The sequence below is a fragment of the Curtobacterium sp. YC1 genome (genome assembly GCF_016267665.1).
GTDB lineage: Bacteria > Actinomycetota > Actinomycetes > Actinomycetales > Microbacteriaceae > Curtobacterium.
The window spans coordinates 1052684-1077815 of sequence record NZ_CP066341.1 but is presented as its reverse complement, the minus strand read 5'-3'; the positions used below and the strand labels follow the sequence as shown (position 1 = coordinate 1077815).

At 72.2% G+C, this 25132-nt stretch carries 19 protein-coding genes; 11 read left to right on the top strand and 8 right to left on the bottom strand.

Features of this window, described 5'->3' with window-relative positions:
- Positions 1-55: 55 nt before the first annotated feature.
- Complete coding sequence (locus I8920_RS05170) at positions 56-1312, bottom strand: inorganic phosphate transporter (RefSeq protein ID WP_232832830.1); 1257 nt, start codon at positions 1310-1312, stop codon at positions 56-58.
- Positions 1313-1428: 116 nt separating this feature from the next.
- Between I8920_RS05170 and I8920_RS05165 the strand changes: the two genes are divergently transcribed.
- The 3 genes from I8920_RS05165 to I8920_RS05155 are packed head-to-tail and all read left to right on the top strand — an operon-like array spanning position 1429 to position 4880.
- Positions 1429-3117 carry a cation:proton antiporter gene (locus tag I8920_RS05165; RefSeq protein ID WP_198658086.1) on the top strand — a complete coding sequence of 563 codons (1689 nt, stop codon included), beginning with the start codon at positions 1429-1431 and terminating at the stop codon, positions 3115-3117.
- A 52-nt stretch (positions 3118-3169) separates the two neighbouring features.
- On the top strand, positions 3170-4576 hold the full coding sequence (locus I8920_RS05160) for an ABC transporter permease (RefSeq protein WP_198658085.1): 1407 nt from the start codon (positions 3170-3172) through the stop codon (positions 4574-4576).
- A 16-nt stretch (positions 4577-4592) separates the two neighbouring features.
- Positions 4593-4880 (top strand): hypothetical protein, encoded by a 288-nt coding sequence (locus tag I8920_RS05155; protein WP_198658084.1) that lies wholly within the window; start codon positions 4593-4595, stop codon positions 4878-4880.
- On the opposite strand, the gene I8920_RS05150 is transcribed toward I8920_RS05155, so the two are convergent.
- Complete coding sequence (locus I8920_RS05150; protein WP_198658083.1) at positions 4877-5410, bottom strand: 8-oxo-dGTP diphosphatase; 534 nt, start codon at positions 5408-5410, stop codon at positions 4877-4879. The two genes, I8920_RS05155 and I8920_RS05150, sit on opposite strands and share 4 nt — an antisense overlap.
- 64 nt (positions 5411-5474) lie before the next feature.
- Here I8920_RS05150 and I8920_RS05145 point away from each other — a divergent pair, with 64 nt between their 5' ends.
- Both I8920_RS05145 and I8920_RS05140 read left to right on the top strand, forming a co-directional pair.
- Positions 5475-5825: a tryptophan synthase subunit alpha gene (locus I8920_RS05145; RefSeq protein ID WP_198658082.1), complete on the top strand. Its 351-nt coding sequence runs from the start codon at positions 5475-5477 to the stop codon at positions 5823-5825.
- Between the two features lie 37 nt (positions 5826-5862).
- Positions 5863-6753 carry an aminodeoxychorismate lyase gene (locus I8920_RS05140; RefSeq protein WP_198658081.1) on the top strand — a complete coding sequence of 297 codons (891 nt, stop codon included), beginning with the start codon at positions 5863-5865 and terminating at the stop codon, positions 6751-6753.
- 143 nt (positions 6754-6896) lie between these two features.
- On the opposite strand, the gene I8920_RS05135 is transcribed toward I8920_RS05140, so the two are convergent.
- Positions 6897-8096, bottom strand: coding sequence for an amidohydrolase (locus I8920_RS05135; protein WP_198658080.1), 1200 nt, complete (start codon positions 8094-8096; stop codon positions 6897-6899).
- A gap of 145 nt (positions 8097-8241) precedes the next feature.
- Between I8920_RS05135 and I8920_RS05130 the strand changes: the two genes are divergently transcribed.
- A complete protein-coding gene (locus tag I8920_RS05130) occupies positions 8242-9462 on the top strand; it encodes a Fic family protein (protein WP_198658079.1) in 1221 nt (406 codons plus the stop codon).
- 26 nt (positions 9463-9488) lie between these two features.
- Positions 9489-11660, top strand: a complete 2172-nt coding sequence (locus tag I8920_RS05125) for a S9 family peptidase (RefSeq protein WP_198658078.1) — start codon at positions 9489-9491, stop codon at positions 11658-11660.
- Positions 11661-11806: 146 nt separating this feature from the next.
- Here I8920_RS05125 and I8920_RS05120 read toward each other — a convergent pair whose 3' ends face one another.
- On the bottom strand, positions 11807-13336 hold the full coding sequence (locus tag I8920_RS05120) for a CYTH domain-containing protein (RefSeq protein ID WP_198658077.1): 1530 nt from the start codon (positions 13334-13336) through the stop codon (positions 11807-11809).
- 58 nt (positions 13337-13394) lie between these two features.
- Between I8920_RS05120 and I8920_RS05115 the strand changes: the two genes are divergently transcribed.
- Positions 13395-13667, top strand: coding sequence for a mycoredoxin (locus I8920_RS05115; RefSeq protein ID WP_198658076.1), 273 nt, complete (start codon positions 13395-13397; stop codon positions 13665-13667).
- 156 nt (positions 13668-13823) lie between these two features.
- Here the strand turns inward: I8920_RS05115 and I8920_RS05110 are convergent, their stop codons facing one another.
- Entirely contained in the window at positions 13824-15950 is a 2127-nt protein-coding gene (locus I8920_RS05110) for a DEAD/DEAH box helicase (protein WP_198658075.1), read from the bottom strand.
- A 524-nt stretch (positions 15951-16474) separates the two neighbouring features.
- Positions 16475-17719 (bottom strand): aminoglycoside phosphotransferase family protein, encoded by a 1245-nt coding sequence (locus I8920_RS05105; RefSeq protein ID WP_198658074.1) that lies wholly within the window; start codon positions 17717-17719, stop codon positions 16475-16477.
- A gap of 80 nt (positions 17720-17799) precedes the next feature.
- Here I8920_RS05105 and I8920_RS05100 point away from each other — a divergent pair, with 80 nt between their 5' ends.
- Positions 17800-18876 carry an FUSC family protein gene (locus I8920_RS05100; protein WP_198658073.1) on the top strand — a complete coding sequence of 359 codons (1077 nt, stop codon included), beginning with the start codon at positions 17800-17802 and terminating at the stop codon, positions 18874-18876.
- Positions 18877-18982: 106 nt separating this feature from the next.
- Here the strand turns inward: I8920_RS05100 and I8920_RS05095 are convergent, their stop codons facing one another.
- Positions 18983-19291, bottom strand: a complete 309-nt coding sequence (locus tag I8920_RS05095) for a hypothetical protein (protein WP_198658072.1) — start codon at positions 19289-19291, stop codon at positions 18983-18985.
- A 197-nt stretch (positions 19292-19488) separates the two neighbouring features.
- Here I8920_RS05095 and I8920_RS05090 point away from each other — a divergent pair, with 197 nt between their 5' ends.
- Positions 19489-20166 (top strand): response regulator transcription factor, encoded by a 678-nt coding sequence (locus tag I8920_RS05090; protein WP_198658071.1) that lies wholly within the window; start codon positions 19489-19491, stop codon positions 20164-20166.
- Positions 20163-21668 carry a sensor histidine kinase gene (locus I8920_RS05085; protein WP_198658070.1) on the top strand — a complete coding sequence of 502 codons (1506 nt, stop codon included), beginning with the start codon at positions 20163-20165 and terminating at the stop codon, positions 21666-21668. The genes I8920_RS05090 and I8920_RS05085 overlap by 4 nt, the downstream gene beginning before the upstream one ends.
- 27 nt (positions 21669-21695) lie before the next feature.
- Here the strand turns inward: I8920_RS05085 and I8920_RS05080 are convergent, their stop codons facing one another.
- Positions 21696-25130: an error-prone DNA polymerase gene (locus I8920_RS05080; protein ID WP_198658069.1), complete on the bottom strand. Its 3435-nt coding sequence runs from the start codon at positions 25128-25130 to the stop codon at positions 21696-21698.
- Positions 25131-25132 lie beyond the last annotated feature (2 nt).

Below are 25132 nucleotides of genomic sequence, written 5' to 3'. Positions count from 1 at the left end.
CAGCGGTCTCCACCCTCGAGGACGGCGGAGCAGCGTCCGCCGATCGTGATCCCCATCATCGGCGGCCTCCCTTGCGGGCGGCCATGCGCCGGAGCGTGCGCTCGCGGCTCAGCTCGGCACGGCGCTGAGCGACGGCGTCCGCGCGCTTCTTGCGCTGCATGTCGCGCAGCTCCTTGCGCGTCAGGACGGCGTTCGCGGCGACGTCGACCTCGATCGCGGCGGCCTGCTCGTGCGGCTTCCGGAGCGACCACAGGTACAGCCCGAGGATCACGGCGGCACCGACGACCGCGTCGACGACGAGCCCGCCGACGCCCAGGCGGGCGATGCCCGAAGCGACGGCGCCCACGGCCGCGGCGGCGGGCAGGGTGATGAACCACGCGATGACGATCTTGCCGGCGGTGGACCACTGGATCTTCGAACCGCGGCGACCGAGGCCGGCACCGATGATCGACCCGGAGGACACCTGTGTGGTGGACAGCGCGAAGCCGAGGTGGCTCGAGGCCAGGATCGTCGCGGCGGTCGACGCCTCGGCGGCGAAGCCCTGCGTCGCGCGGATCTCGGTGATGCCGGAGCCGAGGGTACGGATGATGCGCCACCCGCCGGTGTAGGTGCCGAGCGCGATCGCGAGGGCACAGGCGACGACGACCCAGAACTGCACGCCCTGGTTCGACGACTGCGCGCCCGAGGCGATGAGCGTCAGGGTGATGACGCCCATGGTCTTCTGCGCGTCGTTCGTGCCGTGCGCGAGCGACACCATCGAGCTGGTGAAGATCTGCCCGATGCGGAAGCCACCACGTTCGTTCGGGAACACCGGCCGCTTCGTGATCCGGTACGCGATGCGGGTCGACAGGAGCGACACGAGCGCGGCGATCACGGGCGACGCGAACGCCGGGATGATGACGACGGTGAGCAGGGCGGCGTAGTTCACGGAGTCGAACCCGGCGCCGACGATCGCGGCACCGATGAGCCCACCGAACAGCGCGTGTGAGGACGACGAGGGCAGACCGCGCAGCCACGTGATCATGTTCCACACGACCGCCCCGATGAGCCCCGCGAAGATCATCTCCGGCGAGATCGCGACGCCGCCCGGGCCCTCGTTGATGAGGCCGTGCGAGATCGACGTCGCCACCGCGGTGCTGAGGAACGCACCGACCAGGTTGAGCACCGCTGCGACGGTGACCGCCACCTTGGGCTTCATGGCGCCGGTGGCGATCGGGGTCGCCATCGCGTTGGCGGTGTCGTGAAAACCGTTTGTGAAGTCGAAGAAGAGGGCCAACGCGATGACCAGGACGACTATGAGTGTGATGTCCACCGCGGGAAAGTGTCCCAGGCCGGGCGGCTGAGCACAAACCCTGCTGTTCACCGTCCGTTCACCTGACCTGCGGGGTCGTTCAGATTCGGAACCTTCCGGATGGGAGGATGAACGGCATGGACACCGTCGAGCTCCTCATCCTGTTGGTCGGATCGCTCGCGGTGACCGGGTTCGCTCGGGCGAAGGGGCTGCCGGCGCCGCTGCTGGTGACCGCCGTCGCGCTGGCGGCGTCCTTCCTGCCCGGACTGCCGCCCATCGAGATCGACTCCGAGGTCATCCTCACGGTGATCCTGCCGCCGCTGCTCTACTCCGCGGCGCTCGACGTGTCGTGGCAGAGCTTCCGGCAGTCGATCAAGCAGATCCGCCGTCTCGGCATCTTCCTGGTGATCATCACCGCGCTCGCCGTCGGGCTCGCGGCGTACATCATCATCCCGGACATGGACTGGCCCGCGGCGATCCTGCTCGGCGCGATCGTCGCGCCGCCGGACGCCGTGTCCGCCGCCGCGATCGGTCGGAAGCTCGGACTCCCCCGCCGCGTGATGACGGTGCTGTCCGGCGAGAGCCTGATCAACGACGCGGCCTCGCTCACCCTGGTGCGGGTCTTCACGCTGATCGCCGCCGGCACCTCGCTGACGGTCTGGCAGGACCTCGGCATCTTCGGCCTGGCGATCGGGGTCGGCCTGGCGGTCGGCATCGTGCTCGGTGTCGCGGTGCACTGGATCCGGATGCGGATCAACGACCCCGTGGTCGAGACGATCATGAGCATCCTGCTGCCGTTCGTGGCGTACATCCTGGCCGAGGACCTGTCCGGCTCCGGGGTCATCGCGGTCGTCACCGCCGGCCTGTACATCGGCTACAACTCGCCGAAGGAGGGCTACGCGACCCGCCTGCAGGAACGCCCTCTGTGGACGAGCATCGACGTCATCCTCGAGGGCTTCGTCTTCGCCCTCATCGGCCTGCAGCTCAACACGGTGGTGCAGGACCTGGTCGAGAGCGAGCGGAGTCTCGGGCAGACCCTGACCGCCGCCGCCGTGGTGCTGGCCGTGGTGATCCTGGTGCGGCCGCTGTTCGTGTTCGAGTCGTACGTGCGGAACCGGTTCAACGGGCGGTGGTTCCGCCCCCTGCGCATCCGGCTCTCCCGCGGGCACCCGTCACTGCGGTGGATCCGCGGGACGGCGGAGCCGAAGCTGAACTGGCGCGAACTCACCGTCATCTCGTGGACGGGGATGCGGGGCGTGGTGACCCTCGCCGCTGCGGTGTCGGTCGTCGCCAACCCGGTCGACATCAAGGCGCAGGACACCATCTTCGTCATCGCGTTCATCGTCACCGTCGGGACGCTCCTGCTGCAGGGCCTGACCCTGCCCTTCGTGATCCGGGCCCTCAAGGTGCAGGACCCCGCGGAGGGCGAGGAGGACGTCCGCAGCGAGATGCGCCTGAACCAGCGGACGACCGAGGCCGCGATCGAGCTGCTCGAGCAGCGCCGGCCGGCCTGGTCGAAGCAGTACGGCGATGCTGCGGTCGACTCGGTGGTGAACCGTCTCAAGGCGCGGCTCGAACGACAGGTCGAGACGTTCCGCCAGGACGCCCTGGAGGAAGCGGACGAGGAGCGGAACGCCCCGACGCGACTGCGCGGCGAGCAGATCCAGGACATCCGACGCGAGCTGCTCGACCGACGGCGCGAGATCGTGCTCGAGGAACGCGAGAAGGGCAACCTCGACGAGGAGGTCATGCGCCGCGTGCTCGTCACCCTGGACGCCGAGGAGCTGGCGATGGACTCGGCCCAGGCCTCGCGCAGCCGCTCCTGACCGGCCCGGGCGTATCCTGGCGCTCCGATCGAGACCAGGAGCAGAGCGCCGAGTGAGCACGCCGCGGAACGACGTCCCCAGGAACGACGACGTGCCGGAGCGCCCCGGCGGAGCCCGAGCGGCACGACCCGGTCGACGAGGCACGCGCCAGGCCCCGGTACCCGCGCCACGGCAGCACAGCGCCTACCGCCGGTGGTACGCCACGCTGCACCCGTCCCTGCAGCTCATCGGCCTGCAGCTCTGGATGCCGCTGTTCTTCATCGTCGGCTTCTGCCTCTGCTACGTGTTCGCCTTCCACGCACCGCACCCGCACGACGTGCCGATCGCCCTGGTCGGCAGCGACCCCGGGTTCGTGCGGGCCGTGCAGCAGGCGCTGCCTGGTGAGTTCGTCTTCCACAGCTACGACTCGCTCGCCCAGGCGAAGCGGGACGTGGTGAGCGGGTCGATGGCGGTGGCGTACGACCCGGCGTCCAACGCGTTCTTCACGGCCAGCGCCCACCAGTTCCAGGTCGCCACCGTGGTGCCGGCCACCTTGACGGCGGTGCTCACCGGCGCGGGCGTCGCGGCACCGCAGGTCACCGAACTCGCGCCGCTGCCGGCGTGGGACGAGTACGGCACGGTCGCGATGTACGTCATGCTCGCCTGGTGCATCGGCGGGTACATGGTCGCGATGTTCATCGGGATCATGGGCGGTCCGCTCCGCCACCGCACACGGATGGCGGTCATCGTCGTCGGCGGCCTGGTCATCTCGCTCATCACCAACACGCTCGCCGGACCGGTGCTCGGTGCGATCCACGGGCACTGGGTCGTGCTCGTCCTCATCGCCTGGGGGTGGATCGTGGCGATCGGCCTGGCGGTGAACGGTCTGAGCTACTTCGTCGGCCGCTTCGTCGCCGCCCCGGCGATGATCTGCTTCGTCTTCCTGTCCATGCCGTCGTCCGGTGGGGCCTACCCGAAGTGGTTCATGCCCGAGCCGTTCGCCTGGCTCAACAACGTCGTCGTCGGGTCGAGCATGGTCGACATGATCAAGCACCAGGTCTACGGCGTCGGGCCCGGTCCGACCCGTGGCCTGGTGACGATGGCCTGCTACGCGGGCGCCGGGCTGGTGCTCATGTACTTCGGCAAGAAGTGGTGGGAGCGCCGACGGATCCGGGCGATCGTCACCGGCCGCACCACGATGTTCCAGGACGCCAACACCGCCAACCGCGAGTTCCTCGGCCAGCAGCGCGACGCCGAGCTCGAGCGCCACGGGCTGACGTCCACCGAGACCGGCACCCTGAGCGTGCTGCGCGACGACGGCTGGGAGGACGACCGCACCGCGGGCGACGTCTTCACCGGGGCCCGGGACGGCCTGGAACCCGACCCGACACCCACCGGACGGATCGCCGTGCAGCGCACCGCGGAGCGGACCGGACCACGCACGGACACCGCGCAGCACGGCCGGCACGCGGACCGCTGACGCGTATCCTGGGGGCATGAACCCCCGCATCACCTGGCACCGCGTCCTCGTCACCGTCGTCGTCGTGTTCCTCGTGCTGACGGTCGGCTTCTACGCCGCGAGCGTGGTGCTCGCGCCCACCGACGGCCGGAACACCGCCGGCCTGTTCGTCGGGTGGGCGATGTTCTCGATGATCGGCGCGATCGTCTTCGGCATCATCGACTTCTTCGTGCGACCCCTGGGCGGCCGGAGCGGTGACGCCGACGTCATCGCCGCCGCCGAGGAAGCCCGCACCGGGAGTACCCGCACCCAGGCGACGCGCTAGCCCCGCTCCGGTCGTCCGGGTGCACCGACCCCGGTCCCGGTGAACCCGGCCACGGTCGCGTCGTCCTCGGCGAAGGTGAACCGGGCGCGGACCGCCCCGCCCGCGAGCACTCCGGGCAACCAGTACCGCGCGTCGTCCCACATCGCGTCGTACGGCACCGCGTCGACCAGGATCCACCGCGGCTCGAGCTCGTCGGAGCCGACGGGCTCCCCCTGCCAGCGGCGGCAGACGAACACGTCCGAGACCTGGGACCAGGACGGACGGTACGGGAACCGGTAGTCCAACGTGCCACGGGCCTCCAGGTCGGCCGCGTCGAGACGCAGGCCGACCTCCTCCCGCACCTCGCGCACGGCGGTGTCGACCGCCGACTCACCCGGCTCGCGCTTGCCGCCCGGACCGACCACGCGGCCCTCGCCGAGGCCGCGACGCTTCTCACCGAGCAGGACCTCGGGGCCGGCCGCGCCGTCCCGGAGCAGGTAGACGACGACCACCCGGGGGTGCTGGGACTTGCTCTCGTCGCGGGGGCTCACGGGTCCAGTGTGGCCGAAGAAGTGTCGTACGCTCGATGCATGGCAGGCGGGCTGCGGGGGCACCATGGCTGAGCCCCGCAGGACCGGGCGCAGCCTCGAAGTGCTGCGCGCCGAAGCCGCCGAGGAGATCTCGATGCTCGTCGAGCACCGGAGCCGGCAGGGCGAGGACCCGTGGGAGTTCATGCCGACGCTCCCCACCGTCGACGAGCAGGTCGTGCTCATCCTGCGCGCGGACGCGGTCGACCTCGACGAAGCCATCGGTGCACGCGACGCTCGGTGGTCGATGCACCCGTCGTCCGGCCACGGGACGGCGCTGGGCGAGGAGTACCACCGGCTGCGCCGGATCGCCCTGCAGCACCCGGAGCTCACGCCGGCGGTGTGGAAACTGCTCGGCGCCCTGCCCGACGCCGGTTGACCGGCACGGACCACCCGCCGTGCGGTTGGATGGGCGCATGACCGAAACCGTGCTCGCCGTCCTGAACCAGCCCTCCCGCGACGCTGCGCCGCACGACCCCGCGGCCGACGCCTGGACCTGGTCGATGCCGCTCGAGGAGCACATCCAGGTGCAGGACCTGGGCCTCGTCCGGGGCGACGGCGTGTTCGAGACGATCACGGTGGTCGACGGCCGTCCGCAGGCGCTCGAGGCGCACCTCGCCCGCTTCGGCCGCTCGGCCGCGATGCTCGACCTACCCGCCCCGGACACCGACGCGTGGCGGCAGGCGATCGAGGCCGTGTGCGCCCGCCTCGACCCGGTGCGCGAGGCGTTCGTCAAGACGGTCCTGACCCGCGGCGTCGAGGGCACCGACCGTCCGACCGGCTGGGTCTACGCGGCACCGTCCGGCGACTCGACCGCTGCACGCACCGAGGGCATCTCCGTCGTCGTGCTCGACCGCGGGTACCGGCACGACGTCGAGCGCACCTCGCCGTGGCTGCTGCAGGGTGCGAAGACGCTGTCGTACGCGGTCAACATGGCCGCCCTGCGCGAGGCCGCTCGCCGTGGCGCCGACGACGCCCTGTTCGTCTCGAGCGACGGCTACGTGCTCGAGGGCACGCGCGCGAACCTGATCATGCAGGTCGGCGACCGACTCGTCACGCCCCGCACCGACATCGGCATCCTGGCCGGCACGACGCAGGCCGACGTGTTCCGCTTCGCCGAGGAGCAGGGCATCGAGACCGCGTACGAGCTCGTCACCCTCGCCGACCTGCGGGCGGCGGACGCGCTCTGGCTCGTGTCGAGCGTGCGGCAGGCGGCGCCGATCCGCTCGGTGGACGGCGACGCCCGACCGATCGACGCCGAGATGACGACGCGCATCAACGACTTCCTGCTCGCGCGCGAGGTCTGAGGCCGCGCCGTTCCGCGCTGCGCGACACGTCACGGGGCGGCGCAGGCGTGCGGTGTCGCTCACCGCGAGGGGCGGCGTGAGCCCACCACGGACGGGAGGCGCGGTGCCAGCTGGCACCGCGCCTCCGGTCCGTGTCGTGCTCGCTACCAGCGCGGGGTGGTGACGCCGGCGCCGTCGACGTACTCGAAGACGGCCTCGCCGTCGATCCAGACGCGCGTCGCGCGGCTCGTCGCGTCCAGCGGGTCGCCGTCCCAGAGCACGAGGTCGGCGTCGTGTCCCTCGGCGAGTCGACCGACGCGGTCACCCAAGCCGAGGAAGTCCGCCGGGTTGACGGTGAGCGCCTCGAGCGCGGTGCGGGCCGGCAGGCCCTCCTTCACGGCGGCGGTCGCCTGGTCGACGAGCATGTTGATCGGCACGACGGGCGCATCGGTCGTGATCGCGACGCGCACGCCCGCCGCTGCGATCGCGGCGAGGTTCGGGATGCCGCGGTCGCGGAGCTCGACCTTCGACCGGCTGGTGAAGAGCGGGCCGTAGATCACCGGGATGTCCTTCTCGGCCAGGACGCCCGCGATCTTGTGGGCCTCGGTGCCGTGGTTGACGACGAGTCGGTAGCCGAACTCCTCGGCCAGGCGGATCGCGGTGGCGATGTCGTCGTGGCGGTGCGTGTGCTGGTCCCAGACGAGCTCACCGTCGAGGACGCGCACCAGGGTCTCCTTCGTGAGGTCGCGGGTGAACGGCTCGCCCTTCGCCTCGGCGGCGTCGCGCGCGGCACGGTAGCCCTGCGCCTCGACGAACGCGTCGCGGATGATCTTCGCGACGCCGAGCCGGGTGGAGGGGGTCTGGCCCTTGCCGCCGTACACGCGCTTCGGGTTCTCACCGAGGGCGCTCTTCACGCTGACCGAGTCGGAGATGAGCTGCTCGTCGATGGTGCGCCCACCCCAGGTCTTGATCGCGACGCTCTGACCACCGATCGGGTTGCCGGACCCGGGCTTGACCACGATGCTCGTGATCCCGCCGGACAGTGCGTCGCGGAAGCCCTCGTCGTCGATGTCGATCGCGTCGATCGCCCGGACACCGGCCATGTTCGGGCCGGTCATCTCGTTCGTGTCGTTGCCGGCCTCGCCGTTCGCTTCCTCATGGATGCCGACGTGGCCGTGCGACTCGACGAAGCCGGGCAGGAGCCAGGAGCCGGAGGCGTCGACGACGGTCATGCCCTCGGGCGGGGTGACGTCCGGGCCGATGGCGGTGATGCGGCCGTCCTCGACCACGACCGCGCCGCCGTCGAAGGCGGGGGCGGAGACGGGGACGACGTGGGCACCGGTGATCGCGAAGGAGTTGCTCATGACACCGACGGTACGCGGGGGTCGGCGGGGCCGGCGGTCGGGGCCGCGGTGGGAGGGCCGGGCCGGCGGGCGGCGGGCGGCGGTCGGCGGACGGCGACATACGGATTGCTGGCGGCGGGGGCGCTGGTGGTCCTACCGTCGCCGCATGGAACTCCGGAGCGCCGCCTGGCCCGTCCACGAACACGCCGATCGCCCATGGCGCAGCTCGGTGCGCGGACCGCGGGAGGACCGCGAACTGACGCGCATCCGGGTCGCCGTCCCCCCGCGGATCGCCCGGGTGCGGTGGCGGCCGGACGCACCGACCGAGGCCCTGCTCGACCGGAGCGCAGCAGCCCTCCGGAGCCTCGACGTCCACCACGGCGGGCGGTTCGCCCCGCTCGGCCTCGTGCTCGGCAGAACCGAGGCCGTGGCGTCGTCGCGCATCGAGGACGAGGCCGCATCGGTCGACGACCTGGCCAGGGCGCTCGTCGGGGTCCGCGCCGACCCCGGGGCCACCGCCGTCGTCCGCGCGGCCGGGGCGGCGGACCGGCTCGTCTCGGACGCCGACCGCTGCGGTGCCGTCACCGAGGCGTCCCTGCTCGACGCCCACCGCCTGCTCATGCGCGACGATCCGGTCGACGGTCGGTACGCAGGGCGGTACCGCGACGTGCAGAACTGGATCGGCGGAGGTCGCACGCCACGACTCGCGACGTACGTGCCTCCCCCACCGGAGCTCGTCGCCCCGCTGATGGCCGACCTGTTCGCGTTCCTGCACCGCACCGACCTGCACCCGATCGCGCAGGCGGCGATCGGGCACGCCCAGTTCGAGTCGATCCACCCGTTCACGGACGGCAACGGGCGCATCGGCCGCGCCCTCATCGGCGCCGTCCTCCGGCGACGCGGTGTGACCACCACGGTGACCGCGCCGGTCGCCACCGTGTTCGCGGCGGACCGTGCGCGGTACTTCCGGCACCTCGAGCGCTACCGGGACGGCGAGGTCGACGCGTTCGTGGTCGAGGTCGCCCTCGCGATCGGCACCGTGTGCGACGAGGCCTCGCTGACCGCGCTGCTGCTCGCCGAGTCCGCGGTCGACCTCGCCGCGGGACCGTGCGCAAGGGGCCCGCACGCGGTGGTCGGTCGCGCGCTCGCGATCGACCCGGTCCTGACCGAGGAGCAGCTGTCGGAGCTGGTGCCGGCAGCGTCGGTGCCGGTGGTCGTCGCGGACCTGGAGCGCGCCGGCGTGCTCCGGCCCGTGACCGAACGGCGGCGGGACCGTGCGTGGGTGGCGCCCGCGGTGGTCGGTGAGCTACAGGCCTTCGAGGAGCGCGTCCGTGCCGCTGTCCGAGCGCGATCACGGCCGTGGGCGGGCGACGGGTCCGCTGCCTGACGGAACCGTGCGAATAGGGTGGAAGGGTGAGCAGCGAGCACACCCAGTCCACCCCGCCCAGCGCCGCCAAGCGGCCGGTGACGCGGACCCACCACGGGATCGACTTCGTCGACGACTACGAGTGGCTGCGGGACAAGGAGTCACCGGACACCTTGGCGTACCTCGAAGCCGAGAACGCCCACACCGACGCCGCCACGGCGCACCTGGCACCGCTGCGCGAGCGCATCTTCGCCGAGGTCAAGAGCCGCGTGCAGGAGACCGACCTCTCGGTGCCGGTGCGCATGGGCGACTGGTGGTACTTCACCCGCACTGCGGAGGGCAGCCAGTACGGCGTCCACTGCCGGACGCCCGTCTCGGGCCCGGACGACTGGACGCCGCCGGCGGTCGTCGAGGGCGCGGCGACGCTCCCCGGCGAACAGGTCGTCCTCGACGGCAACGCCCTGGCCGACGGGCACGAGTTCTTCTCCCTCGGCACCTACGACATCAGCGACGACGGCACGCGCCTGGTGTACGGCATCGACGTCGAGGGCGACGAGCGGTACACCCTGCACGTGCGCGACCTGACGACCGGTGCCGACCTCGGCGACGCCATCCCGAACACCGGCGCGGGTGCCACGTTCGACCCGACCGGCCGGTACGTCTTCTACCCGACCGTCGACGAGTCGTGGCGCCCGGACCGGATCTGGCGGCACGCCGTCGGGACCGCGGCCGCCGACGACGTCGTGGTCTTCGAGGAGCCCGACGACCGCTACTGGGTCGGTGTCGGCGTGACCCGGTCGTCGCAGTACATCGTCATCGAGCTCGGGTCGAAGATCACGTCCGAGGCGCACGTCCTGGACGCCGCGGACCCGACCGGCGAGTTCCAGGTCGTGTGGCCCCGTCGCGAGGGCGTCGAGTACGAGATCGAGCACGCGATCGTCGGTGGGAGCGACCGGTTCCTCGTGCTGCACAACGACGGTGCCGAGAACTTCGAGCTCGTCGACGTGCCCGCCGACGACCCCACCTCGGAACGTGACCGCCGCGTCGTCGTCGCGCACCACAGCGAGCGTCGCATCGAGTCGGTCGACGCTTTCGCCGGTCACCTGGCGCTGGAGTACCGGTCCGAGGCACTCCCCCGCGTCGCGATCATCCCCATCGAGGGCGACGGCTACGGCGACGCGCACGAGGTGCCCTTCGACGAGACGCTGTTCTCCGCCGGTCTCGGCGGGAACCCGGAGTGGGAGCAGCCGACGCTCCGCCTCGGGTACACCTCGTTCGTCACGCCGTCCGAGATCAGCGACCTCGACCTGGCGACCGGCGAGGTGACCGTCCTGAAGCGGCAGCCCGTGCTCGGAGGGTACGACCCCGCCGACTACGTGCAGGAGCGCGACTGGGCCACCGCGCCGGACGGCACGCGGGTGCCGATCTCGCTCGTCTGGCGTCGCGACGCCGTTGACGAGCGCACGCCCGCACCGCTGCACCTGTACGGCTACGGCTCGTACGAGCACTCCATCGACCCCGGGTTCAGCGTCATGCGCCTGTCGATGCTCGACCGCGGTGTCGTCTTCGCCGTCGCCCACGTGCGTGGCGGCGGCGAGCTCGGACGGCACTGGTACGAGAACGGCAAGACCCTGACGAAGAAGAACACCTTCACCGACTTCGTCGCGGTCGCCGACCACCTGATCGCCTCCGGCCGGACGAGCGCCGACCGGCTCGTCGCCGAGGGCGGCAGCGCCGGCGGGCTGCTCATGGGCGCCGTGGCGAACCTCGCGCCGGACCGTTTCGCGGGCATCCTGGCCGCCGTGCCGTTCGTCGACGCGCTCACGAGCATCCTCGACCCGGACCTGCCCCTCACCGTCATCGAGTGGGACGAGTGGGGCGACCCGCTGCACGACGCCGAGGTCTACCGCTACATGAGCGAGTACTCGCCGTACGAGAACGTCCGCGACGACGTGCAGTACCCGCGGATCCTCGCCGTCACCTCGATCAACGACACCCGTGTGCTGTACGTCGAACCCGCGAAGTGGACGGCGAAGCTGCGCGAGGTCGGCGCCCCGGTGCTGCTGAAGACCGAGATGTCCGCCGGCCACGGTGGCGTCAGCGGCCGCTACGCGTCGTGGAAGGAGCGGGCGTCCGAACTCGCCTGGCTGCTCGACGTGCTCGGGCTCGCCGACGAGACGCCCGCCGCGGCGAGCGCCAACCCGATCGCCGCCGGCTGAGCCGACGGACACCGCGCGGCACGAGCGCGAGCACGACATCGTGAGCAGGAATGGTCGGGTCCCGAACGGGAACCCGACCATTCCTGCTCACGAAGTGAACAGCGCGAACGCGAGCGACACCGCGAGCGTGAACGACACGCGCGCGCTCACACGCGGTTGAGCGCGTGCACCGCCTCGTCGTAGGACTCCTCGGCCAGACGCACCCGGTCCCCCGCGAGCACCCCGTAGCCGAACGTGCCCTCGCCGCCGCGCTCCGCGATCGCCGCGTTCGCACGCAGGATGTCGAGGGCGTGCAGGGACCGCACGCGTTCGGTCAGCACGTCGGCCGCGGTGCCGATCCGCTTCCACAGCGCGTGCGGGAACGCGTCGTCGCCGAGCACGTCCATCGTCATCCGGGCGCGCATGGTCTCCTGCCACGCGGCCTCGGTTGTGGCGCGGTCGGCGGCCTCGCGCTCGGCGGCGGTGTCCGACGTGTCGTCGGCGACGGCGGCGCGGACGAGTTCACGCACGCGCGGCTTCACGTCGGCTCCGACGTCCTGCGCGACCTGCTTCGGCGAACGGAGCGACCACGCCGTCGGCACCGGGCGCTCCGCGGCGTCGTCGAGGGCGTCGAGCAGCTCGAGGAACGGCTCGCCGTGCAGGAACGCCACGACGTCGCGCACCGCCTGGTCGCGACGTTCGCGGGTCGAGGCGAGGATGCGCTCCCGCGTCATGGCATCGACCAGGTCGTCCTGCGCGGGAGACGACGCCCGGGGCAGCCGGTCGATCAGGTACTCGGCCAGCGCGGCACGCGCGGTGACGGCCGCCAGGCCGTCCGCCGCCTCAGCGGCGCGGTCGACGGCCTCGCCCGCCGGGAACGCCGGGCGGTACGCGCCCATGATCGCGGCGATCTCCAGGGTGGTCTCGGCCGCCTGCCGGAGGTCGGTCGCATCGCCGGACCGGAGCCGGGCCTCCTGACCGAGCAGCGCGGTGCGCAGCTTGCGCACCCGCTTCGCCAGCACGCGTGCGGTCGTGCCCTTGGCCGGCTTGTCCTCGGTCTGGAGGCGCGGTGCCGGTGCGCCTGCCAGCCCACGTGCCAGCTTGGACGCGACGGCGGCGGGGCCGGCGCCGACGGCCGCGAAGCGCCCGTCCAGCGCTGCGAACAGCTCGTGGGCGATCTGCGGGTCGACGTCGCCCACGGTCTCGATCTCGACCTCGCGCCAGGTGCGCGGCGTCTCCGGTGCCTCGTCGTCCAGACGCTGCGCCGACACCCGGTCGTCGGCGAGTTCGGCGATCTGGTCGCCGTCCTCGTCGAGCAGGCGGGTCACGGTGCGGGTCGTGGTGATGCGCACGACGGGGCGCAGTCCGCGACCGCGACGCTCGGTGAACAGCGCGGCGAGGACCTCGACCGGCACGGTGTCGGCGTCGTCGGTCAGCGGGAAGTGCTGCTCGTGCCGGACGGTGTCCGACTCGGCGCGCTTGATGTGCCAGCCGGCGTCCGGACCACCGATGCGGCGGCGGACCGTCACCCGTGCGGCCACCAGGTCGTAGCGCTCGGTGTCCCAGTAGGTCGCGTCCAGTTCGAACGGCTCCTGGTGCTCGGTCCGGAGGATGCCGCCCGCGCCGACGAGGTCGGGCAGGGCACCGCCCTCGGGCAGGTCGTAGGTGCGCTCGATCTCGAGGTGGGTGTCGCTCACGCGCTCTTGTCTACCAGGCACTCCGCGCTTTCCCCGCACCCGGGGTTAGCCTGCTGCCATGAGCGACACGATCACCCGCGAGCAGTTCACCCCCGACGCCGGCGGCGTCACGATGTTCACGACGACGTGGTGCGGCTACTGCGCCCGGTTGAAGAACCAGATGACCAAGGCGGGCGTGCCCTTCACCGAGGTCGACATCGAGCAGACCCCGGGCACGGCCGAGCTCGTCGCCCAGGTCAACGGCGGCAACCAGACCGTCCCGACCCTCGTGTTCCCCGACGGCAGCACCGCCACGAACCCGTCGCTGGCCGAGGTGCAGTCCCGCATCTGAGCGGCGGCGCACCCGCGCGAGTTGCCGCGGCCGCGGCAACGGCGCGGAGTCCCCGTGCACAATCAAAGTCCGTCCGAATCACGCGATCACGTGGTTCGGACGGACTTTGCTTATGCGAGCCGGATCGGCGCCGCGGCGCCGGGCGCGCGCGCCGCGCTAGCCCCCGAGCGCCTCCGTCAGCAGGGCCGCCATCGCGTCGAGCTGGATGTCGCCCGAGTCCACGACCTCCTCGTCCGAGCCGTCGAGCGCACGGGCGGCCAGGGACGCCTTCGAGTCGATGAGCTCGGCGATCTTCGTGTCGATCGTCTGCGCCGCGATGATGCGCCACGCGGTGACCGGCTCCTCCTGCCCGATGCGGTGCACGCGGTCGATGGCCTGGGTCTGCTCGGCGCTCGTCCACGACAGCTCGGCGAGCACGACGTTCGACGAGACCTGCAGGTTCAGGCCGACGCCGGCCGCGGTGAGCGAGCAGACGATGACAGCGACGTCGGGGTCGTTCACGAACGAGTCGATCTCGGCCGTGCGCTGCGCCGGGGTCTGGTCGCCGCGGATCGTGGCGGTGCGCAGGCCCCGGCGTGCGAAGACCTCCTCCGCCTGGTCCATGACGTCGAGGTGCTTCGCGAAGAACACGACCTTGCCGACGTTCGACGCGAGCTGCGCGGCGTAGTCGGCGGCCAGCTGTGCCTTGGCGCGACCGATGCGGCGGACCATCGAGAACACGTTCTCGCCGGTCGACGAGGCATCCTGGTCCTCGAGCTCCCAGCGGGCGACCTGGCGGACGAGCCGGTGGTCGATGCCGACGACCGGGTCCTGCCCGGTCCGGGCGTCGAGCGCCTGGTGGTACCGGCGGACGAGCTTGGCGGTGAGCTCGCGCTCGGCGTCGCGGATGGAGCGACCCTCGTCGCCGTCGAGCTCGACGGGGATGTCGGCGATGCGGCGCGCGGGGATGTCCGCGGCGACGTCGACCTTGCGACGGCGGACGATGCCCTGGTCGATGACGGCACGGCGCGCCTCGACGAAGAACCCGGGGTCGGCCGGCGTCAGGCCGATCTCCTCGAGCTCGTTCATGAGCTGGGCGCGCGGCTTCTTGTCGTCGATCCACCCGAGGTACTCCCAGATGGTGCGGAAGTCCTCGACTGAGTTGATGAGCGGCGTCCCGGTGAGCGCCATGAGCAGCGGCGCGGCGGTCCGCTGCCGGATGCGGTCGGCGATCTGCAGCACGAACCGGGCGCGCTGCGAGTCCTTGTTCTTGATGAAGTGCGCCTCGTCGACGACCATGCCCTTGAACCCGAAGTTCCCGAGCCATCCGGCGTGCCGGTCGAGGATCTCGTAGTTCACGATGACGATGTCGGCGAAGCCGTCCAGGTCGTTGCCGTCCCCGTGGATGACGGTGGCGCGGTGGTTCGGCACCCAGCGCTCGGCCTCGCGCGCCCAGTTCGTCTTCACGACGTTCGGCACGACGACGAGCAGCGGGAACGCGTTCGCGGCGTCGGCGGCGAGCAGCGACTGCGCCGTCTTGCCCAGGCCCGGCTCGTCGGCGAGCAGGAACGTGCGGTGGCCCTGCGCCGCGGCAGCGACGAGTTCGGCCTGGTGCTTCATGAGCGTGGTGCCCGAGCGCGAGTGCAGCGACGTCGGCTCCGGCAGCGGCATCGACGCCGCTCCCCCGCCCGCGCCGTACTCGAACGACTTGAAGAGCGGCCCGAACAGCTCCCAGTTGGCCAGGCGACGCGGGTGCGCGACGGGCTGGTCGGCGAGCGCGAAGTCCGGCGGCATGAACGGGTTGGCGAGCTGGCGCTGCACCACGGCCTGCGGCACGACGGCCCGCACCGGGGTCTCGACGACCGGGGCCGGTTCGGCGGCGATGACGAGGTCCTCCGGCTGCAGCTCCATGCCGCCGGCGATCATCATGTCGCGCTTCACGGCACGGGTGGCCTCGGAGACCTGCGCCTCTTCGGCGAGGAGCTGGATGACGCTCGTGTCGCGCGCCGCCGTCTTCGCCAGGATCGTCGCGACGCCGTCGAGGCGCTTGAGCTGCTCGGCGCGCTGCGCGTCGGTGAGGTCGGTGTCCGCCTTCACCCGCGCGCGCTCCTCACGCATGAGCAAGGCGACGGCCTGGAACTTCGTCCGGTTCGACGCCTTGAGCGGACCGCGCTGCGCCGCGGCCTCGACCTCGCGCACCGCGCGGGCGAGCACGGGGATGACGCCGTCGTTGTCCAGCGGCCGGGTGCGGCGTGACGCGGTCCGCGTCCCGCCGGCAGCTCGCCGGGTGCCTGATCGAGCCAACGCTCCTCCTGTTCCGCCCACGCGTCGGGGCGATCCGCCCGCGGGCGGGAAGTCCTGCACCGGGGCCTCGCACGGCTCCGGTCCGGCTGCGGGCCACCGTGGCCCGCCGCATCGCCGGTCCCCGCATCGGGACGTCCGGTGGAGTCCCGCGGACCGTTCCACCGCGAGCGCCTGGTCGGCGCCGGGTGCGACGGTCCGCGCCGGGATCCGGCGTCGTCACACGCACGTGATGCCCCCGCGGGGCGGTCACGGCCCGGTCCCCGCGTCGATCAAGTGATCGACGGCTGCGTCCGGAATCGACGCGGCACGCGGGAACGCGGTGCGTGCGCGGTCAGTTTACTCCCCGACCACCGACGGAGGCGAGTCGGCGGCACCCGCGCGCGTCGCGGCGGCGGACGGGAGGCCCGTTGCGGGCCCGCCCCGCGCCTCCCGTCCGCCCTTGGGCCACCTGCGCCCCGCGCGAGCGACAGGTGCCGCGGATGGTCCGCGCAGATCTGTCGTCCACGCGGCGGCGACGTCGCGCCTCAGGCCTGGGGCGCGGATCGCGGGCGGGTCGACGCCCCGGTCGGGAGGCTCGGGGCCGGGTCCGCCAGGGCAGCCCGCGTCGCGCGCAGCAGCTGCTGCGCGGTCTGCACCCCGTTCGCCGAACCGGTGGTCGCCTGGCCGCCGGCGTGGGCGAGCAGCTGCGCGCCGATGGCGGGTCCGATGCGGTCGGCCTCGCGCGGGTTGCGCGCCGCCCAGTCGCGGGCGATCGCGTCGGCGAGCCGCTCGGCGGCGGCCCCGCGATCGGCGTCCCCTCGGGAGCGGTGCCACAGCCCCGTCACCACCAGGTGCGCGACGACCGCGCCGACGTCACGGACCGGGAAGCCCCAGCCCGCGGTGTCGATGTCGAGCAGGCCGGAGATGCGCCACGGCTCGTCCTCGTCGACGAAGACCTGCTCGAGGTGCAGGTCGCCGTGCACGACCTGCTTCGTCGCGCTGGTCCACCCGATCGAGCGGCGCCCGATCGCGTCGTACAGGTGGTCGATCTCCTCGGCGTCCTGCGGCAGGGCGGCGACGAGCGTCCGGCGGTGCCAGTCGGCGTGGTCCATCGCGTCGGCGCGGGCCTGCTGGGTCATCGGGACGGTGGCGACTCGGCCGCTCAGCGCGGCGAGCGAGGCCACGAAGCGCGGATCGTCGGCGATGTCGAGGATGCGGCTGCCCGCGGGGACGCCGCGGATGCGTTCGAGCACCAGCAGACCGTCGCCGCGGCTCGACAGCACGCGGGGCACCGGCAGCCCGGCCGCGACGAACTGCTCGTGCGACCGGACGATCGGTGCGACGCGGTGCGGGCGCACGATCTTCAGGAACAGGGTGCGCTCGGGGGCGTCGACCCGCACCACCGCACGCTTGCCCGGTCGGTAGGCGGCGACCGTCAGGACCGGGTCGGTGACCGGCATGCCGAGCGTCGTCAGGAGCTCGGCGACGGCGTCGCGGTAGGTGACCTGCGGCAGCACCGGCAGGCCGGGGTCGTTCGGGTACGCCCACACGGACACCGGCTCACCCGTCGTGGGATCGGTGACGATCGCGCTGTTCTGGTCGTGCGTGCCGCCGGTGTCGACGTACGTCAGGACGGTGGCGCGCTGCCCGGCGCGGTCGACGGTGTCGACCTCGTAGCCGTACAGGTACCCGTTGCCCGACGGCTCGACGGAGTGCGCGCGTGCGGCCACCACCGAGGTCCCGGAGCCGGCGAAGGCCTGCGGGATGACGCGCTCATGGTTGGGCCACACGACATCAGTCAACCGTGTCGGGGCGGTTTCGTCGCGTTCGTGCACGGCTCGGCGTGCGGCCGGTGGCTACCGTGGTCGGTGTGAACCCGGTCGCCCGTCTCCGCAGCTCCAGTCGGACGCCGTTCCTGCAGGTCGTGAAGACCGCCGTCGCCGTGGTCGCCGCCGTGCTGCTCTGCCGGCTCGTCATCGACGGACCGTTCCCGACCTTCGCCGCGATCGCCGCGCTGCTCGTGGTGCAACCGAGCATCACCCAGTCGTTCGTCAAGGGGCTCGAGCGGAGCGCCGGCGTCGTGCTGGGGGTCGTCCTGGCCACCGGGTTCCACCTGCTGCTCGGCGACGGTGTGCTGGTGGTGCTGCTCGTCATCGTGCTCGCGATCCTCATCGCCTGGGCGCTCCGGCTCACCCCGACCTCGGCGACGCAGGTGGGGATCAGCGGCATGCTCGTGCTCACCGCCGGGGTGGTGACGCCGAACTACTCCGCCGACCGGGTCCTCGAGACCGTGATCGGCGCGATCGTCGCCCTCGTCGTCAACGCGCTGATCGTGCCGCCCGTCCTGCTCGAACCCGCGCACCTGGCCGTCGCCCGGCTCGCCCGCGACACCGCCGTCGCGTTCGAGCGGATCGCGATCGGGCTGACCGAGGGCTGGGACCACGACCGGTGGGACGAGGCGCTCGTGACGGCACGGGCCCTGCGGCAGCAGCACGCCAAGACCGAGGCCTCGCTCGCCGCCGCACGCGAGTCGCTCACGATGAACCCGCGCGGCGGACGGCACCGCCGGGTGCTGGACCGCGACGTCGCTGTCACGGACCACCTGCGGGTCCTGGTCACCCGGGTCACCGGGATGACCCGGGCGATCCGTGACAACACCGCGCCGGACCTGCGCGCCGACCCGGTGGTGCACGGCATCGCGACCGAGGTGGCCCGCATCGGCGCCGACGTGCGAGCGCTCAGCGCACGGGTGGAGTCGACGCGACTCGAGCCCGGCGCCGGCGCAGGCGGTTCGTCGGACGAGCTCGGCGCCTCGGAGGTCACGGAGCCCGCGCTGACGGCACCGCTCACGGTGGTGCGGCCGAACACGCGGCACTGGGTGCTCATCGGCGCGCTGCTCGAGGACATCCGGCGCGTGCGCGAGGAACTGCTCGGCGAGGACGACTAGGCGCGCTCGTCGGTGCGGGTGGGCCGGGCCGAGGCGCGTGGCGCTCGCCCGACGGCGACGCGCGGCGCGCGGTCGGCCGGCCCGTGGGTCGGTGCTCGGCGCGACGTCAGCGCGTGGCGCGCGCCGCCTCCGACGCCGACTGCACGACGTCGCCCCAGATCACCGCCGTCTGCACCGTCGCCGTCGCTCCCGGAGCGCCGACGTGGGCGTACCGGCAGATCTCGGCGACGACGGCCTCACTGCCGACCTCGCGAGCGGCACGGCTCGCGACGTCCGGCACGGCCGTCCGCAGTTCGGCGACCACCCGCCCGCGCGGGACGTCGTCCAGCTGTGCGAGTGTGCCCATGCCCTTCCACGCCGCGTCGAGTTCCGCGCGCAGGCGCAGGATCGCCGGGTGGTCGATCGAGTCGTTCATGATCCCCCAGTGCTGTGGCCAGCGCCTCGGGTGACGCCGTCCGCTGCCGGAGCCTAGCAACGACGCAAGCAGTGCTCACGTCCCTAGAACAAGGGACGGACCGTTCTGCCTGTCCTGTGACGAGATTCAGCGAGATCGGCCGGGGGAACGACCGCCGCGACCGGTTCGATGCCACGATGGGTCCGAGGAGGTCGAACATGCGGCTGTTGGTGGTCGAGGACGACGACGAGATGCGCGCGCTCATGGAACGCGGGCTCGCTGCCGAGGGGTACCGCGTCACGGCGGTCGAGAACGGCGTCGAGGCACTCATCGCCCTCGGTGAGCAGGCGTTCGACCTGGCCGTCGTCGACGTCATGATGCCCGGCATGTCCGGCTTCGAGCTCGCCCGACGCATCCGCGAGCGCGAGGACCCGGTGCGCATCCTGCTCGTGACCGCGCGGGACGCCGTCGACGACCGGGTGTTCGGTCTCGACGCCGGTGCCGACGACTACCTCACCAAGCCGTTCGCCTTCGCCGAGCTCACCGCCCGCCTGCGCGCCCTCGGTCGCCGCGAGTCCGCCGGGGCCACACGGACCATCGAGGTCGGCGACGTCTCCATCGACTCCGAGGCCCGTCGCATCGCGATCCGCGGCCAACGTGTCGCCGTGAGCCCGACCGAGTTCGCACTGCTCCGGCTGCTCGCGCGGTCGGCGGGGAGCGTCGTCGACCGCCCGAAGATCCTCGAAGAGGTCTGGGACGGCTCGCAGCACGTCGACCCGAACGTCGTCGAGCAGTACATCTCGTACCTCCGCAAGAAGCTCACCGCGCACGACGCCACGGTCGCGATCGCCACCGTCCGGGGCCGCGGGTACCGCCTCGACCTGCTCGGAGCGTGAACGAGGCCGCGGACGGCTCGCGATCGGACCGCCGCGGCCCGATCCGTCCCCTGCGTCTGCTGTCGCTGCGCGCGCGGATCACGATCGGCTCGACCGCCATCGCGGCGATCGTCATCCTGCTGCTCGTCCTCGTGATGCGGTTCCAGGTGGTCAGCGTGGTCGCCAGTGCCTCGCGCACCCTGCTCGACGCCGACGCCGATCCGTACGTCGCCACGCTCGAGGTCGACAGTGACCCGGACCTGTCCCCGCCCGGCAACGCGCAGCTGGTGGCCGTGGTCTCGCCGTCCGGCGAGATCCGCCTGTCCACGATGCCGAAGCGGGTCGAGCAGGCCCTCGGCAGCCTGACGACCACCCCGGCAGGCACCTCGGTCATCCGCGTGTCCGGGTCGGAGTACCGCGTCGTCGTCGAGCACCCCGTGAACCAGGCCGGCCGGTGGACCGTGGTCGCGGCGCGGAACTCGCAGGCCGAGGCGATCGTCGTCGACGACCTCACCACCACCCTGTCGCTGACCGGTGTCGCGATCCTCGTCGCCTTCGGTGTGGCGTCGTGGATCCTGGCGACCGCGGCGCTGCGGCCGGTGAACCGGATGCGGCGCGAGGCGGAGCGCCTGTCCGCCGCCCCGGAACGCGCCGAGCTGCCCGTCGGTCCGGCACAGGACGAACTGGCCTCGCTGGCGACCACCCTCAACGCCTTCCTCGCCCGGACGCGGCAGGCCACCGAGCGGGAACGCCAGATGGTGTCCGACGCGAGCCACGAACTCCGCACACCGCTCGCCATCCTGACGACGCAGCTCGACCTCGCCGCGCTCGACGCCGACGACGCCGCCGCACTGGCCGCGCACATCGAACGCGCCAAGCACAGCGTCGCCCGCCTGTCCCGACTGGCGAACGACCTGCTCGCGCTGTCACGGATCGAGGAGTCGGAACGTCGGGAGCAGGACGGCGACCAGCGCCCCGAGACAGCGTGGTCCGACCTGGGCGACGAGGTGATGGCCGCCGTGGACCGCGTCCGACTCATCGCGTCGGCGAAGGACATCACCGTCGACTTCGACCTCGAACCGCCCGTCGCGGTGGGTGGCGCGGGACCGGGCACCGGCGGGGGCACCGTCGAGCCGCGGTACCGGATCGACACCGGTGGGATGGCACAGCTCGTGACGAACATCGCGGGCAACGCCGTCGCGGCACTCCCCCGCGGCGGTGGCATCTTCGTGTCCTGGCGCAGCACGGGCGACGAGGGTGTGCTCCAGATCACCGACGACGGACCCGGTGTGCCCGAGTCGTTCATCCCGGTCGCGTTCGACCGGTTCACCCGCCCGGACGAGGCTCGGAAGTCGCGGCCGAACCCCGACCCCTCGACCGGTGCCGTCACCGTGCCCGGTGGGTCCGGCCTCGGGCTCGCGATCGTGCGTGCGGTGGCGGAACGGGCGGGAGGCACGGCTGGGCTCCGCAACGTGCCCTCGGGTGGTCTCGAGGTCACGGTGCGCCTGCCCGAGGTGCGCTGAGCGCAGCGGTCCGCGGTGGCGGCCGGCTCACTGGAAGTCCCGTGAGCGTGTCCGGACCGACAGGGACAGGTGCTCGATCCGGTCGGCCACCAGGTTGACCACACCGTCGGGTGAGCGCTCGAGGATCCCCCGGACGATCACCGCCGGCGACTCCCGTGCCACCCGCCGGTAGCGACCCCACACCCCCACGCTGCAGATGACGTTGACCAGTCCGGTCTCGTCCTCGACGTTCAGGAACGTGATGCCGGACGCCGTCGCCGGACGCTGCCGGTGCGTGACGATCCCGCCGATCTCGACCCGCCGTCCGGTCTCGGCGGTCGCGGTGTCCTGCACGCTGAGCACCCGCCGCGCCGCGAGCCGGTCGCGCACGTGCCGCACCGGGTGGTCGTCGGTCGTCATGCCCGTCGACCACATGTCGGCGATCAGGACGTCGCCGCTCGTCATCTGCCCGAACAGCGGTGGCTGCACGAGGACCTGCGTGTCCGGCAGCTGGTCGGGGCGCTCGGCAGCGGCCTGGGCCGCCGACCACATCGCACCGCGCCGGTCGATGTCGAAGGGCGCGAAGGCGTCGGCGGCGGCGAGGGCCTCGAGCTGCGCGGTGGTGAGGCCGACCCGGCGGGCCAGGTCGGACATGTCGGCGAAGGGGCCGTTCGCGTCCCGCTCCGCGACGATCTTCTCGGCGCTCCTGCGGCTGAGCGACGCGACCTCGGCGAGCCCGAGCCGCACGGCGAAGGCACCGTCACGTCGATGGCGTGCGGTGTCCTCGGGGAGCGACCGGTCGAACGGCAGGACCGGCGGCTGCTCCGTGACCAGGCAGGCGTCGTCCCCGCCCGGTGCTGCACCGTCCGGCACGGCGCCGTCCGGCAGCGCTTCGAGCGTCGCGTCGACCCCGGAACGCAGGATGTCCGGCCGGAGCACCTGGACGCCGTGCCGTCTGGCGTCGGCGACGAGCGTCTGCGGCGAGTAGAACCCCATCGGCTGCGCCCGGAGCAGCGCCGCGAGGAAGGCACCCGGGTAGTGCAGCCGCATCCATGCGCTCGCGTAGACGATCAGGGCGAAGCTGATCGAGTGGCTCTCCGCGAAGCCGAAGTTCGCGAACGCCTGGATCTTGGCGTAGATCGCGTCGGCGTCGGCCCCGTGGATGCCGTTGTCCGCCATGCCCGTGTAGAGCTTGTCGCGCAGACGGTCGATCTTCTCGTGCCCGCGCTTCGACCCCATCGCCCGTCGGAGCAGGTCGGCGTCGTCGCCCGAGCAGTTGCCGACCGCGATCGCCATCTGCATCAGCTGCTCCTGGAACAGCGGCACCCCGAGGGTCCGTTCGAGCACCGGCTCGAGCGACGGGTGGATGTACGTGATCGGCTCCTCGCCGGTGCGCCGACGGATGTACGGGTGCACGGCACCACCCTGGATCGGCCCGGGACGGACCAGTGCGACCTCGATCACCAGGTCGTAGAACCGGCGGGGCAGGAGCCGGGGCAGCGTGCCCATCTGCGCCCGCGACTCGACCTGGAACACCCCGATGGTGTCCGCCCGGCAGAGCTGGTCGTAGACGCCCTGTTCCTCCTTCGGCATGGAGTGCATGTCCCAGCGCTCCCCGCAGTGCTCCGCCGCCAGGTCGAACGAGTACTGCAGCGCTGCCAGCATGCCGAGCCCGAGCATGTCGAACTTCACCAGGCCCATGTAGGCGCAGTCGTCCTTGTCCCACTGCAGCACGGTGCGACCGTCCATCCGGGCGTGCTCGATCGGCACGACCTCGCCCACCGGCCGGTCGGTCAGCACCATGCCCCCGGAGTGGATGCCGAGGTGTCGTGGGAGCCCGAGCACGTCGCTGGCGAGCCCGACGACCGCCGGCGGGATGTCGTGGTCCTGGCTCTCGGTCACAGATCCCCACCGCTCGACCTGCTTCGACCAGGCGTCCTGCTGCCCCGGGCTGTGGCCGAGCGCCTTCGCCATGTCCCGCACCGCGCCCTTCGGTCGGTAGGTGATCACGTTCGCGACCTGCGCGGCGTTGTACCGGCCGTACTTCTCGTACACGTACTGGATCACCTCTTCCCGCCGGTCGGAGTCGAAGTCGACGTCGATGTCGGGTTCTTCGTCCCGCATCGCCGACAGGAACCGTTCGAACGGCAGCCCGTACCGGATCGAGTCCACCGCGGTGATCTCGAGCAGGTAGCAGACCGCCGAGTTCGCCGCCGATCCCCGTCCCTGGCACAGGATGCCCCGGCTGCGGGCGTACTGCACCATGTCGCGCACGATGAGGAAGTAGCCGGGGAAGTTCTTGTCCTGGATCACGGACAGTTCGCGTTCGATGCGCTCCCGCTTGTGCGGGTCGACGCCGTCCGCGCTGCCCGGGTAGAGCCGCCGCGCACCGGTCCAGGTGAGCTCGCGCAGCCACGACATCGCGGTGTGCCCGTCGGGGACGTCCAGGTCGGGCAGCCCGGGCTTGACCGTCCGCAGCCGGAAGCCGAGCTCGTCGGCCAGGGCGACGGTGTGCTCGATCGCGCCCGGGTAGCGTCCGAAGCGCCTGGCCATCTCGGCCCCGGAGCGCAGGTGCGCGGTGTCCGCGGCGGGCAGCCAGCCGTCCACCTCGTCGAGGCTGCGGCGGGCCCGGACCGCCGCGAGTGCGGTGGCGACGGGGAACCGGTCGGGGGTGGCGTAGTGCACGTTGCCGGTCGCGACCACCGGCAGCGCGTGCTTCGCGGCCAGTTCGGCCAACGCGTCGTTGCGGGCGCTGTCCAGGGGGTCGCCGTGGTCGATCAGCTCCACCACCACGTTGCGGGTGCCGAAGCGGTCGAGCAGCACCCGCAGGGCGGTCTCGGCCGCAGACGCGCCGCCCTGCTCGAGGGCCTGCCGCACGGTGCCCTTCCGGCAGCCGGTGAGCACGCGCCAGTGTCCGTCCGCCCGCGCCGCCAGGTCGTCGAGGTCGTACCGCGGGCTGCCCTTCTCGGACCCGGCTGCCAGGTGCGCGCTCGTCACCGCGCCCGCCAGCCGGTGGTAGCCGTCCTGCCCGTCGGCGAGCAGCAGCAGGTGGGAGCCCTCGGGGTCCGGGACACCGTTCTGCGGCTCGGTCAGCCCGAGCGACAGCTCGGTCCCGAAGACCGTGCCGACCTGCGGGTACGCCTCGGCGACCTCGGCCATCCGGGCGGCCCCGTAGAAGCCGTCGTGGTCGGTGAGGGCGAGGGCGTGCAGCCGCAGTCGAGCGGCCTCCTCGAACAGCTGCTCGGGCTGGCTCACCCCGTCCAGGAAGCTGAACGTCGAGTGCGCGTGCAGCTCCGCGTACGGCACGACGGGCGCGGTCTGGCCCGGCTCGGTGGGTGGCGGGGCGGCCGCGTACGGTTCGCGCTTGCGGGACCACGCCGGGCTGTCCCCGCCGTCGCCGTCGTGGGTGCTCCCCGGGCTCCGCTTGTCGGACAGGGCACGCTCGAACTGCGACCACGGGATGGGTGGGTTGCTGTAGCCCATCA